The following is a 12,557-nucleotide window of genomic DNA, read 5'->3' on the forward strand; positions in this document are numbered from 1 at the left end:
CTCTATCCGGGGGTCGGACGTCATGTGCGTTGGGTTTCCAAGTGGAAAGAGGGGTCAGATCCGTTTTCCGCAGGAAAACGGATCTGACCCCGGAAGTGACCTGGCTTTTGTTTTTTGCTTTTCTTTCTTCAATCCGGGGTGGACGCGCACGGAAATTTTCCGTGGCCGGGAGGGTGGGCTGCGCAGGGGCGTGAGCCGCATGGGCCCGAGGCATGCCTCGGGCGGGTTGGGCAGGACGCCCATCCCCGGTCTTGCCGTGTGCGCAGGACAGCGCACACGAGCAAGCGGCGATCGAGCCTACAAGGACGTATTCACGGCGTCCCCTGCGCAGCCCACCCTCTCGGCCAACCCTCAGTAACCCAGCGCTTCGACCGACCACCCCGAGGGGCTTCGCCGTTGGCTTGATATCCAGATACCCCGTAAACGAAAACGCCCCAGCGCAGGGCCGGGGCGTCTTCGTCCGTCAGGTCAGGCAGGCATCAGAACTCCTGCCAGTCTCCGTCGGCCAGTTCGGTGGCCATCGGGCGACCACCCGCGGTGCGCCGGGCCGGCGGTGCGACCGGTGCCGGAGCGACCGGCGCCGTGGCGCGCGGGGCAGGGGCAGCGACGACGCGCGGGGCGGCCACGACCTCGGCTTCGTCCACCACGAAGATCGACACGGCCTCGCTGAGGTGGCCGGCCTGTTCTTCCATGGCGCGGGCGGCGGCGGTGGCTTCCTCCACCAGAGCAGCATTCTGCTGCGTGGTCTCGTCCATCTGCACTACGGTCTGGTTGACCTGCTCGATGCCGGCGCTCTGTTCCTGCGAGGCGGCGGAGATCTCGGCCATGATGTCGGTCACGCGCTGCACCGAGGCGACGATCTCGCCCATGGTGGCGCCAGCCTTGTGCACCAGCGCCGAGCCATCGTTGACCTTGCCGACCGAGTCGTCGATCAGGCCCTTGATTTCCTTGGCGGCGGCGGCCGAGCGCTGGGCGAGGGTACGCACTTCGCTGGCAACCACGGCGAAGCCACGGCCCTGTTCGCCGGCACGGGCGGCTTCCACCGCGGCGTTCAGTGCCAGGATGTTGGTCTGGAACGCGATGCCGTCGATGACGCTGATGATCTCGGCGATTTTCTTCGACGAGGCTTCGATGGCCGACATGGTGGTAACCACCTGGCCGACCACCTCACCGCCCTGCGAGGCGACGCCATGGGCGCCGATGGCGAGCTGGTTGGCTTGGCGGGCGTGTTCGGCGTTCTGGCGCACGGTGGAGGTCAGTTCCTCCATCGAGGCTGCGGTTTCTTCCAGATTGGCGGCCTGCTGTTCGGTACGGCGCGACAGATCGCTGTTGCCCGAGGCGATCTCGCCGGCGGCCGAGCTGATCGCGCGGCTGGACTGCTTGATGCGGGTGACGATCTCGCTCAGCTGCGCGGCTGTGGCGTTGGCATCGTCGCGCATACGGGCGAACACACCCTGGTAGTCGCCATGCATGCGCACGGTCAGGTCACCCTGCGACAGTGCGGCGAGCAGGCCGGAGATCTGTTCGATGCTGCCGGCGTTGGCGTCCAGCAGGCCGTTGATCTGCTGGGCCAGCTGCAGGAAGAAGCCTTCCTTGTCGGTGGCGTCAATGCGGCCAGACAGGTCGCCGGCGGCGGCCTGGGCGATCACGCGGGCCACTTCCGCTTCAACCTGCGCTTCCTGGGTACGGTCGCGCCATTCCACCACGTAGCCGACAGTGTCACCGTCCTCATTGCGGATGGTCGAGACGACCTGGGCAAACTGGGCGTCGCCATACTGCATCGGGCGGCGGGCGACACCGTGCGCCTTCAGGTTGCCCAGCAGGGTCTGGTCCATTTCGCCACGGTGCTCAAGCACGGTGACCGGCTTGCCGATCAGCGAGGCCTGGGCATCGAAGTCCGGCAGGTCGCGGCGCACGTCGTCCTGGTACTGGCTCAGGGTCTGCTGCAGGGCGCGATTGGTGTAAACGATGGTGTTGCTGGTATCAGTCAGGTACACGCCGGTGGAGCTGTAATCCAGCGCGGTGCGGATGCGCAGGTTCTCGCGGGCGACCGCCTGGTCGGTCTCGATGCGTTCGCGCAGGTCGCGCTGCATGCGCTGCATGGCCTGCATCAGTTCGCCTACCTCGTCCTGGCGGCTGACGTCGATATGGCCATCGAGCTTGCCACCGGCGACGTCGTTGGCGACCGAGACGGCGCCGCGCACGCTGCCGACCAGTGCGCGGGCGAACAGCCAGACCAGCACCAGGCCGAGCGCGGCGCCACCCAGCAGGGCGATCACGGTCAGCACGGCCGAGGCGGAATAGGTGGACGCGGCCTGTTCGCGCGAGGCGCGGGCCAGGCGGTTGTCTTCGGCGATCAGCGCTTCCAGTGCCGAGGCGGCCTTGCGGTGCTTGGTGCGGGTTTCGCCGACGAAGGTATCGATGGCATCGTCCGGCAGGTCCAGTTCCAGCATCTCGGTGACACTGTCATAGGAGGCCAGGGCGTCCTTCCACTCCTTGGCGAAGGTGTCGAACAGCTTCTTCTGCTGCGCGTTGTCGACCAGCTTCGGGTACTCCTTGATCGACTTGTCCATGCTCGCGCGCAGCTCGACGCCCTGCTTGCGTGCATCGGACTTGACGTCGTCGCTGGCCCGGATCAGTTGCTGGTAGGCGGCATTGCGGTATTCGCCCAGCATGCCGCGCATCTCGCCGGCGAGGCGGATGCTCTCCATGCGTGAACCGGCCAGCTCGGTGGTGACGTTGTTCAGCGAATGCAGGCCGCGATAGGCGACGATGCCCTGCAACAGCATCACCAGCAGGAGGACGCCGAAAGTCAGCAGCAGCTTCGGCATCAGTTTCAGGTTGTTGATCCACGGCATGGGCGTTGCGAGCTCCTAAGGCAGACGCGCCCGGGCATCGGGCCCGGTTGCAGCAGAAACCACGCCGGCACCAGCACCGGCGTGGTCCGACGGACAGCGGATTACTTGATGTTGGCCAGCTTCAGGCCAGCCGGCGAGCTGACTTCGATTTCCGCGCGCGAGGCGTCACGCTGGATCTTGCCGATCACGCAGACGGTCTTGCCTTCCAGGGTTTCCAGCGGGAAGGAGAACTTGCTGCGGTTCTCGCCGGCGATGCGGGCCGAGAAGGTGTGGCGCGGGAAGGCGCCGCCCATGTAAAGGAAGGTCGGCTGGCCTTCGGAACCTTCTGCGTAGCGGGCCTTCTCGACCTTGCCGCAGACCATGCCGTCCTTGCCGACCGAGCGCGGTGCCAGTTCCGGCGGGATCATATCGGCCGACTGGGCGAACGCGGAGGAAGCGGTGGTGGCCAGGACAGCGGCCGAAACGAACGCAAGCAGGGACTTCATCGAGGTATATCTCCGGGGATGGTGATGGTCGTTCCGGTTCTGCGCGCTCCTGCGCGACCGGCTTCTGTCCCCCTATCGGCACTGCCGGGGAGAACTGAAGGGTTTTGTGACCGGAACGTGAAGCAGGTCCGCTCGGTCAGGCAGCAGCGTCTTCGGCAAGGGCGTTCTGCCCCATGTCGGCGCTGTCGAGCAGCGTCTCGATGTCCAGCAGGATCAGCATGCGGTCGTCGTGGGTGCCGATGCCGGAGATGAAGCGGGTGTCGACGGCAGCACCGAATTCCGGGGTCGGACGGATCTGCTCGGCCGACAGCGGGATGACGTCCGAAACGCTGTCGACCACGATGCCGACCACGCGGTCTTCGACGTTCAGCACGATCATCACGGTGAAGGCGTCGTAGCGGGCATTGTCCAGGCGCAGCTTCAGGCGCAGGTCGATGACCGGCACGATGGTGCCACGCAGGTTGATCACGCCCTTGATGTAGTCCGGGGCATCCGGCACCCGGGTGACGGCGTCGTAGCCACGGATTTCCTGCACCTTGAGGATGTCCACGCCGTAGTGCTCGTCACCAAGGGTGAAGCTGAGGAATTCGCCACCGGCGCTGGCGGCGGAGTTGGTCTTGTCGTTCATCGAGGGGTCCTGGTTCTGCCGGAAGTCCCGGTGTCAGGCTCGATATCGGCGCCGCGTGGGGGGACTTTAGGTGCCGGGGGAGAGGCATCCACGCATGGCGTGGATCTACCGCGGCGCGGCCGGCACGCGCATATGGCGTGGATCCGCCGAAGTTCGGTAGTGCCGGCCGCTGGCCGGCGACGGCATCATGCGAGTTGCCGGCCGCCGGCCGGCAGGAACGGTCGAACGGGCCTCAGAGCTCGCCGTTGCGGCGTGCCTTGCGCTGGCGGTCGATGCGGAAGATGTAGCGCTGGATGGCGCTGTCGGCGCCGCGCGGCAGGGTGTCAAAGCGCATGCCTACCCGCTTGATCTCGATCCCGTTGGGTTGGCGCTGCGGCAACAGGTTGCAGACAACCAGCCCGATCTCCAGGTCCGGGCCGTCGGGCAACGACAGCACCGCCGGGTAGCGCTTCTGCAGGCTGAACACTGCGCAATCGGTTGGCACGGCGACCGCCAGGCCGCCGCCACTGATGTCCACCACCCGCATCGACAGGGCGTCGGCGCGGCTCTCGCCGGCGGGGATCCGCAGTTGGGGCGAATCGGTGACGGGGGTTTCCAGCCGGTACATCTCACGGCGTTGCAGATGCACCAGTTCGTCCGGAAGGGGGGCGCGGAAGGCAACGTGTCCATCGTTGTCCACGCGCTCCAGCGCGTGCAGGCGGAACCGCACGAGGACACGCTCGAGCTGGGCGAAGCACAGCAGATGGTCGGCCTGTTCGGCGGCGCGGTTGGAAGCCTCCTGCGGGCTGCCATCGAGCAGCAGGTAGTCTTCATCCTCTTCGAGTTCGAGCAGTGCGGTCGGGAACGACCGGTCGCGGCCGTCGATATGGGCATTGATCAGTGATCGCTGGTCGATCAGCGAGCGCAGCAGCTGGCGCAACTGGCGCGGGTTGCGGACCAGGAAACGTTCGTCGGCGGCATCAGCCGCGTGGACATCATGCACTGCAGTGTGGTTGCCGTCGGACATGGAATCTACGGTCAGGGGCGGGCGCCAGCACGCGTTGGCGCGAGGCTCGATGGGGATATCGACCTCTGCACCGGATTATGAAGTGGGATTTGCATCACTTTCCATGCGTAAGGGGCCAGACCCCTCTCCCGAAGGAAAAGGGTCCGTCCCTGGCGACATCAGAACTCCTGCCAGTCGCCGTCTGCAGCCAGCGCCGACTGGGCTGTCGCGGTGCGCAGCGTACGTGCCGGGGCCGCCTTCACGGCCGGTGCGGCAGCTGCGACCTGGCGTGGTACCGGCGCCGCCAGCGGACGCGCCGGAATGGCCGTCGTGCCCTGCGATGCCAGCCGGAAGCGGGCCACGGCTTCGCCCAGCTGCACGGCCTGGTCTTCCATCGCACGCGCGGCGGCGGTGGCTTCCTCCACCAGCGCAGCGTTCTGCTGGGTGGTTTCGTCCATCTGCACCACGGTCTGGTTGACCTGCTCGATGCCGGCGCTCTGTTCCTGCGATGCGGCGGAGATCTCGGCCATGATGTCGGTCACGCGCTGCACCGAGGCGACGATCTCGCCCATCGTGCTGCCGGCCTGGTGCACCAGGCTGGAGCCTTCGGCGACCTTGCCCACCGAGTCGTCGATCAGGCCCTTGATTTCCTTGGCGGCGGCGGCCGAGCGCTGGGCGAGGGTGCGTACTTCGCTGGCGACCACTGCGAATCCGCGACCCTGTTCACCGGCACGCGCGGCTTCCACCGCGGCGTTCAGTGCCAGGATGTTGGTCTGGAACGCGATGCCGTCGATGACGCTGATGATCTCGGCGATTTTCTTCGACGAGGCTTCGATGGCCGACATGGTGGTAACCACCTGGCCCACCACCTCACCGCCCTGCGAGGCGACTCCATGCGCGCCGATGGCGAGCTGGTTGGCCTGGCGGGCGTGTTCGGCGTTCTGGCGCACGGTGGAGGTCAGTTCCTCCATCGAGGCGGCAGTCTCTTCCAGGTTGGCGGCCTGCTGCTCGGTACGGCGCGACAGGTCGCTGTTGCCGGACGCAATCTCGCCAGCGGCGAGGGTGATGCTGGAGGCACTGGCCTGGATCTGGCTGACGATCTGGGTCAGCTGTGCGACGGTGGTGTTGGCGTCGTCACGCATGCGGGCGAACACGCCGTTGAACTGGCCGTCCATGCGCGCGGTCAGATCGCCGGCGGCGATCGATTGCAGCAGCTGCGAGAGCTGGCCGAGGTTGCCGTCGGCGACCTGCATCATGCTGTTGAGCTGCTCGATCATCACGCGGAAGTCGTGATCGAAGCGCTGCGCGTCACCGCGCTGGCTGAAGTCGCCGGCGGCGGCGGCCGAGGCCAGCTGCTGGATCTGCGTGTTGATGGCCAGCAGGCTGGCCTTGGCCGCATCCATCGACTCGTGCAGGATCGCGCGGCTGCCGGGCAGGCGGCGGGCGTCCGGGGCGAGGTTGCCGATGGCGTATTGGTTGAGCACTTCAATGGCATCGACGATCGCATCGAGGTGTTCGAAGATCACCGTGTTGATGCCGCTGGCCAGCTGGCCGTAGACGCCCGGGAAGTCTTCCGGAATACGGTGGCTGATGTCCGGGCCGGCATGCATCTGTGCCATCAATTGGGTCTGTTCGCTGAAGCGGCGCAGCATCGCGGTCATGTCGGCGGTGGCTGCCAGCATGCGGCCAGCCTCGTCCTTGCCGGTGCTCTGGGTGGTGACGCTGAGGTCGCCGCGTGCGACGGCCTGGATGGCGTTCACGGCCTTGCCGAGCGGGCCGACCACGGCGCGCGAGATGACCGCCGCCAGTGTTGCGGCGACCACAACCAGCAATACGACGGCGGCAATGATCGCCAGCATGCTGTTGCGGTGGGTGGCATTGGCGTTGTCGATCTTGCCCTGCATCAGCGAGCTGCTGTACGCGCCCAGTGCCTTGAGGTCTTCAAAGGCCTTGCGGCGCAGCGGGCGCGACTGGTCGTCGGAGATCTGCCGTGCGACGACGCCATCGCCGGCGGTGGCCGCTTCGCGCAGCTTGGCATTGGCTGCGAAGTAGCCATCAACGTCGGCCTGCACGGCGCGGTAGAGCTCGCGCTCCTTGGCGCCGGCCGGCAGCTTGGCGTATGCGGCCAGCTGTTCGCGCACGACGGCGGCGGTGTCATCCATGCGCTTGTTGTAGTCGGCCACCTTCTCGGGCTGGTCCAGCATGCTCAGCTGGGCCAGCTCATAGGTGCGGAACTCACCCAGCTGCGAGCGCACTTCGCCGAGGTACTGCACGGACGGAATATCGTTGGAGGCCATCGCGCTCAACTGCGCGTTGGCCTCGGACAGGCGGACCAGGGCGAAGGCGCCCAGTACGACGGTCATCAAGGTGGTGAGGGTGAACCCCACGGCCAGCTTGCGGGCGATGGGCAGATCTTGGAACCACTTCATGCAGGGTGCTCCAGGTGGGCAGAGTGCCGGCGTCTGTGCGCCGGTTTGGGGGTGGTTGCAGAGCGAACGGTGGTTCCCGGTGGGGTTCGGTGACGGCCGTCAATGCGAAATAACGGCGCCGTCCGCGTGGACTTTATGGACGCAGATCACATTCGGTTGCGTAGGGATGACAGCGCGAAAGCCTTGCAGGGGCGTGGTTTCGCTTGGATGAAGTAGTTGCGCCCGCAACCATCATGGCGACGGAGTTCACAGAAGTGATGGGGTCGGATCCCTTTCCTGCGGAAAGGGATCCGACCCCCTTGGCAGAGCGCGCACAAACAAAAACCGCCGCCCCGGAGGGCGGCGGTCCATGGTTCGCATGCAGCGTGGATCAGGCCGCCTGCGGCATCCGCAGCGAGCGCACCAACCCACCGATGTCGACGATCAGCGCGACCCGCCCGTCGCCGAGGATGGTGGCGCCGGACACTCCGCCGATGCGGCGGTAGTTGTTCTCGATGTTCTTCACCACGACCTGCTGCTGGCCGACCAGTTCGTCCACCTCCAGCGCGATCTTCTGGCCATCACCTTCGACCACCACCACCAGCGATTCGCTGCCGGGTGCGCGGTTGCCGTAGCCGTAGTACTCGCTCAGCGAGAGGATCGGCAGGTACTCGCCACGCACGCGCAGCACGCGGCCCTCGCCGGCCATGCTGCGGATGTCCTCGGCCTGCGGCTGCAGCGCCTCCAGCACGTACGCCAGGGGCAGGATCAGGGTTTCGCCGGCCACCGCCACGGTCATGCCATCGAGGATGGCCAGGGTCAGCGGCAGGCGGATCAGCGTGCGGGTGCCGGTACCGAGGCTGCTTTCGATCTGCACCTCGCCGCCCAGTGCCTGGATGTTGCGGCGGACCACGTCCATGCCGACACCACGCCCGGACAGGTCGGTGACCGCATCGGCCGTGGAGAAGCCTGGCTGGAAGATCAGGTCCCAGACCTGTGAATCGGTCGGGTTGTCCGGCACGGCCAGGCCGCGTTCGTGAGCCTTGGCCAGGATCTTGGCGCGGTCCAGGCCACGGCCATCGTCGCTGACTTCGATGACGATATGGCCGCCCTGATGCGAGGCTGCCAGCGTGATCGTGCCGGTCTCGTCCTTGCCCGCACCGCGGCGGACGTCGGGCATTTCCAGGCCGTGGTCGATCGAGTTGCGTACCAGATGCACCAGCGGATCGGCGATCTTCTCGATCAGGCCCTTGTCCAGTTCGGTGCCTTCGCCGACGGTGCGCAGGCGGACCTGCTTGCCGAGGCGGCTGGACAGGTCCCGGACCAGGCGCGGGAAGCGGCGGAACACCGCATCGACGGGCAGCATGCGCACGCCGATCACCGCTTCCTGCAGGTCGCGGGTGTTGCGTTCAAGCTGGTCCAGGCCGGCGAACAGGCTCTCGGCGTGGACCGGGTCCAGCGCGTGCGAGACCTGCTTGAGCATGGCCTGGGTGATGACCAGTTCGCCGACCAGGTTGATCAGCGCATCGACCTTGTCGACGCTGACGCGGATCGAGGTTTCCGCTTCCTGGCTGGCACCACCGCTGGCGGCAGGCGCGGCAGGTGCCGACGGCGCCGCTGCCACCGGAGCGGGGGCCTGGGTGGCCAGGCTTGGCGGCGCGGCCGGTCGGATGTCCAGTTCGCAGTCGTCCAGCACCCAGGCGAAGGTGTCTTCGATCTTGCTGCGCGGCACCTTGCCGACCAGGCCCAGATCCCACGCCAGGTGGGCCTCCAGCGGGTCGAGCTGGGCGAAGCCGGGCAGGCGTTCCATGCGCGCGGCGACCTGCAGCGAGCCGAGGTGTTCCAGCTCGCGGATGATGCGCAGCGGGTCGTTGCCGCTCATGAACAGCGACGGCGCCGGAGTGAAACCGATCTGCCAGGCTTCGGGGGTATCGTCCACCTTGGCCGCTGCCGCGACCGGAGCGCTCGATGCGGCCTGGCCGGAGAGAACGGCTTCCAGGCGCGCCTTCACTGCGGCGACAGCGGCGGGGTCGGCAGCCTGGCCGTGTTCGGCTTCGCGCAGCAGGGCGCGAAGCACATCCACCGAAGACAGCATGGCGTCGACGGCATGGCCTTCCAGCGACCGCTTGCCGGCACGCAGCTCATCGAGCAGCGTTTCCAGCACGTGGGTCAGGCCGGCGATGGCATCGAAGCCGAAGGTGCCGGCGCCGCCCTTGATCGAATGGGCGGCGCGGAACACCGAATTGATGATCTCCGCGTCCTGCTGCCCCGATTCCAGGGCCAGCAGGCCAGCCTCCATCGCGTCGAGGCCTTCGCGGCTCTCCTCGAAGAAGGTGGCGTGGAAGCGTTGCAGGTCCATGCTCATGGCAGTGGCGGTCCGGAAGCGAAGAAGGGGAGCGGTGCGGGGCGATCAGCCCAGCACTTTCTGCACGGTGGCGACCAGCTGTTCGGGATTGAACGGCTTGACCAGCCAGCCGGTGGCACCGGCGGCCTTGCCTTCGGACTTCTTGTCGGCGGCCGATTCGGTGGTCAGCATCAGCAGCGGGGTGAACTTGTAGTCCGGCAGCTGGCGCAGTTCGCGGATCAGCGCGATGCCGTCCATGTTCGGCATGTTGACGTCGGTGACCACCGCGTTGAAGCGCTGGCCCTTGGCGCGACCCAGCGCGACCGCGCCGTCTTCGGCTTCTTCGACGGCAAAACCGGCCGAGGTGAGGGCGAAGGAAACCATCTGGCGCATCGACGCCGAATCGTCCACCACCAAGATACGTGCGCTCATGCAGCGTTCTCCACAGATTTCAGGTTGTCATGGGTTGCGTCCAGGCCCAGGGCCTGGGTGACGCCCAGCAGGCGCGCGGCGTCACGGAAGGTTGCGGTGCAACCGTGGAAGCCGGTGCCCAGGCCGGCCTCGCGGCGGGCCTGCACGAATGCACACAGCACCTGCACGGCGGCCGTGTGGATGCGGGCGACCTGGCTTGCATCCAGGGTCAGCTCGCCTGCCTGCGCCACCAGCGGGGCGAGGCGGTTCTTGAGCTCGGTGCTGCTCTCGATGCCGAGATCCCCACCCAGTTCGACAGTGCTCATCGTTGCTCCGGACAAACGGTTCCGTGATCCATAACGGCACCCCGGCAGGGTTCTTTAGGGGAATCGACGCGGTGCGTCCCCGACAGGCACCGCGTCGGCGCAAAGCGCCGACTCAACTCAACAGCCGTGTGGCGTCGAGCAGGATCATCGGACGCTGGCTGACCCGGGCGACGCCACGGAACAGGTCGTTGGAAATCTGGCAGATGCGCGCGGTATCAGGCGGCTCGATCTGCGAGTCGGTAAGGTTGGCGACATCTTCCACTGCCGACACGCGCAGGCCGATGGTTTCGCCGTCTTCCTCCAGCACCACGATGCGGGTCTGCGAATCGTCTTCGGCAGCGGCCGCACCCAGGTGCAGGCCGAGATCCATCACCGGTACCACCTGGCCCCGAAGGTTCATGATGCCGAGCATCGCTGGTGCGGTGCCGCGCAATGGCAGCAGGGGAACTGGCAGCACCACTTCCTGCACCTTCAGCAGTTCCAGCGCATAAGCCTGGGTGCCGCAACGCAGGCGCAGCCAGCGCGAGGTGCGCTCGCCGGCGCGGCGGTTCTGCGGATGCGGGCTGCTGGCGGGCTGGAGAGCCTGTGCCTGCAGTTCCTGCCAGGTGCCGGGACGGTTGGTGGCCGGGGCATCCACGGCAACGCGGGGCGGCGGCGCGACGGCAGCGGGCGCAGCCGGGGCAGGCGCGGGCGCAGGGCGCGGCGCCGGGGGCGCTACCACGGCCGGGGGCGGCGTGGGGACATCCGCGCCGCCGGCAGCGGCCTCGAACGCTGCCTGCAGGCCGGGGCTGTCAGTGTGGGCGAGGTGATGGCTGTCGGCCGCGTCGGTCTCGTAGATCACTTCGTCGGGCAGGTCGTCCCAGGTGGGCTCCGGGCCGGCCTTGGCCGGGGCCGTCTCGTGGATCACCTCGTCAGGCAGATCATCCCAGGTCGGTTCCCGCTCGGGAGCGGCGACCGGCATTGCGGCGGCCTCGAAGGCGGCCTCCAGTGTTGCGTCGTCCTCTGCCGGTGCAACGGCAACAGTCTCCGTTTCGTAGATCACCTCGGCAGGCAGATCGTCCCAGGTGGGTTCGCGCCCGGCCGTTGCGGCGGCCTCGAAGGCGGCTTCGAGCGCGGCGTTGTCCGCGGCAGGCGCCGCGGCGACGGTGTCGGTTTCGTAGATCACCTCGGCCGGCAGGTCATCCCAGGTCGGCTCATGGTCCGGTTGCGATATGCTGGCCGGGGCCGGGGCCGGGGCGACGCTGTCAGGCGTTGGAAGCACGACGGCCGGAGCGATCGCTTCGCCCAGCAGTTCGTCCAGATAGTCGTCCAGTACGCCGGTGCTGTTCATGCGGCCTGCTCCAGGGCGCGGGCATCCTCACCGAGGATCCAGTTCAGTGCGCGGCGATAGGCGGCCAGGCCGCGGCCCGGGTACTCCTCACCAACGCTGGGCAGGGTCAGGCCTGCGGCATTGCTGATGCGGGTGTCGATCGGAATGGCGTCTTCCCACACGCGGGTGCCATGGCGATCCTGCATGGTGCGCAGCGACTCGTTGCCGGCGCGGGTGCGGCGGTCGAACAGGGTCGGCAGGATCGAGATCGGCAGCGGGCGGCGGCGCGAGCGCTCGACCATCTCGCCGGTGCGGACCATGCCGTCCAGGCCATGCAGGGCCAGCGGCTCGGCCTGGGTGGGGATGATCAGGCGGTCGGCAGCGGCCAGCGCGTTGATCATCAACAGGCCAAGGGTGGGGGCACAGTCCAGCAGGATGTAGTCGTGCTGGCCCTGGTGGCGCGCCAGTGCGTTCTGCAGGGCCAGGCCGAGGCCGGGCTGGTTGGCGCTGCGGCGCTCCAGCGTGGCCAGCGCCGACTGCGCGCAGACATAGTCCAGGCCTTGGATGCTGCTGGCATGGCACAGGCTGGAAAGATCGGCCGGCGGAGCGCCGAACAGTTCCAGCACGCCGGCCGGCGGCGGATCCACCGGTACGCCGAAGGCGCGGCTGAGCGAGGCGTGCGGATCGAGATCGATCAGCAGCACGCGATGGCCCAGCGCGGCCAGGCCGCGGCCGAGGGCGAGGGTGGTGGTGGTCTTGCCGACTCCGCCCTTCTGGTTGGCGATTGCCCAGATGCGCATCGG

The 12,557-nt window shown here is 67.4% G+C and carries 10 protein-coding genes; all 10 read right to left on the reverse strand.

Features of this window, described 5'->3' with window-relative positions; translation table 11 throughout:
- Positions 1-479 precede the first annotated feature (479 nt).
- The 10 genes from VG543_RS19105 to VG543_RS19150 all read right to left on the reverse strand — a co-directional run bounded on the left by VG543_RS19105 (position 480) and on the right by VG543_RS19150 (position 12,554).
- Positions 480-2,858, reverse strand: a complete 2,379-nt coding sequence (locus tag VG543_RS19105; protein WP_346475070.1) for a methyl-accepting chemotaxis protein — start codon at positions 2,856-2,858, stop codon at positions 480-482.
- A 101-nt stretch (positions 2,859-2,959) separates the two neighbouring features.
- Positions 2,960-3,343 (reverse strand): hypothetical protein, encoded by a 384-nt coding sequence (locus VG543_RS19110; protein WP_021202161.1) that lies wholly within the window; start codon positions 3,341-3,343, stop codon positions 2,960-2,962.
- Positions 3,344-3,479: 136 nt separating this feature from the next.
- On the reverse strand, positions 3,480-3,971 hold the full coding sequence (locus VG543_RS19115) for a chemotaxis protein CheW (protein ID WP_019659583.1): 492 nt from the start codon (positions 3,969-3,971) through the stop codon (positions 3,480-3,482).
- A 232-nt stretch (positions 3,972-4,203) separates the two neighbouring features.
- Entirely contained in the window at positions 4,204-4,977 is a 774-nt protein-coding gene (locus tag VG543_RS19120; RefSeq protein WP_423178529.1) for a flagellar brake protein, read from the reverse strand.
- Positions 4,978-5,135: 158 nt separating this feature from the next.
- Entirely contained in the window at positions 5,136-7,385 is a 2,250-nt protein-coding gene (locus VG543_RS19125; protein WP_423178530.1) for a methyl-accepting chemotaxis protein, read from the reverse strand.
- 370 nt (positions 7,386-7,755) lie between these two features.
- Positions 7,756-9,729, reverse strand: a complete 1,974-nt coding sequence (locus VG543_RS19130) for a chemotaxis protein CheA (RefSeq protein ID WP_423178531.1) — start codon at positions 9,727-9,729, stop codon at positions 7,756-7,758.
- Positions 9,730-9,774: 45 nt separating this feature from the next.
- A complete protein-coding gene (locus VG543_RS19135; RefSeq protein WP_005409521.1) occupies positions 9,775-10,140 on the reverse strand; it encodes a response regulator in 366 nt (121 codons plus the stop codon).
- Complete coding sequence (locus VG543_RS19140) at positions 10,137-10,445, reverse strand: STAS domain-containing protein (protein ID WP_019659587.1); 309 nt, start codon at positions 10,443-10,445, stop codon at positions 10,137-10,139. The genes VG543_RS19135 and VG543_RS19140 overlap by 4 nt, the downstream gene beginning before the upstream one ends.
- Before the next feature lie 112 nt (positions 10,446-10,557).
- Positions 10,558-11,775 (reverse strand): chemotaxis protein CheW, encoded by a 1,218-nt coding sequence (locus VG543_RS19145; RefSeq protein ID WP_423178532.1) that lies wholly within the window; start codon positions 11,773-11,775, stop codon positions 10,558-10,560.
- Positions 11,772-12,554, reverse strand: a complete 783-nt coding sequence (locus tag VG543_RS19150; RefSeq protein WP_019659589.1) for a ParA family protein — start codon at positions 12,552-12,554, stop codon at positions 11,772-11,774. The genes VG543_RS19145 and VG543_RS19150 overlap by 4 nt, the downstream gene beginning before the upstream one ends.
- Positions 12,555-12,557: the final 3 nt, after the last annotated feature.

Source organism: Stenotrophomonas sp. CASM101 (assembly GCF_049384845.1).
Classification (GTDB): Bacteria; Pseudomonadota; Gammaproteobacteria; order Xanthomonadales; family Xanthomonadaceae; genus Stenotrophomonas; species Stenotrophomonas hibiscicola.

Bases quoted from the DNA above. Each gene is read 5' to 3' on its own strand.
- VG543_RS19105 (WP_346475070.1), bottom strand. From the start codon at position 2,858: ATGCCGTGGATCAACAACCTGAAACTGATGCCGAAGCTGCTGCTGACT.
- VG543_RS19110 (WP_021202161.1), bottom strand. From the start codon at position 3,343: ATGAAGTCCCTGCTTGCGTTCGTTTCGGCCGCTGTCCTGGCCACCACC.
- VG543_RS19115 (WP_019659583.1), bottom strand. From the start codon at position 3,971: ATGAACGACAAGACCAACTCCGCCGCCAGCGCCGGTGGCGAATTCCTC.
- VG543_RS19120 (WP_423178529.1), bottom strand. From the start codon at position 4,977: ATGTCCGACGGCAACCACACTGCAGTGCATGATGTCCACGCGGCTGAT.
- VG543_RS19125 (WP_423178530.1), bottom strand. From the start codon at position 7,385: ATGAAGTGGTTCCAAGATCTGCCCATCGCCCGCAAGCTGGCCGTGGGG.
- VG543_RS19130 (WP_423178531.1), bottom strand. From the start codon at position 9,729: ATGAGCATGGACCTGCAACGCTTCCACGCCACCTTCTTCGAGGAGAGC.
- VG543_RS19135 (WP_005409521.1), bottom strand. From the start codon at position 10,140: ATGAGCGCACGTATCTTGGTGGTGGACGATTCGGCGTCGATGCGCCAG.
- VG543_RS19140 (WP_019659587.1), bottom strand. From the start codon at position 10,445: ATGAGCACTGTCGAACTGGGTGGGGATCTCGGCATCGAGAGCAGCACC.
- VG543_RS19145 (WP_423178532.1), bottom strand. From the start codon at position 11,775: ATGAACAGCACCGGCGTACTGGACGACTATCTGGACGAACTGCTGGGC.
- VG543_RS19150 (WP_019659589.1), bottom strand. From the start codon at position 12,554: ATGCGCATCTGGGCAATCGCCAACCAGAAGGGCGGAGTCGGCAAGACC.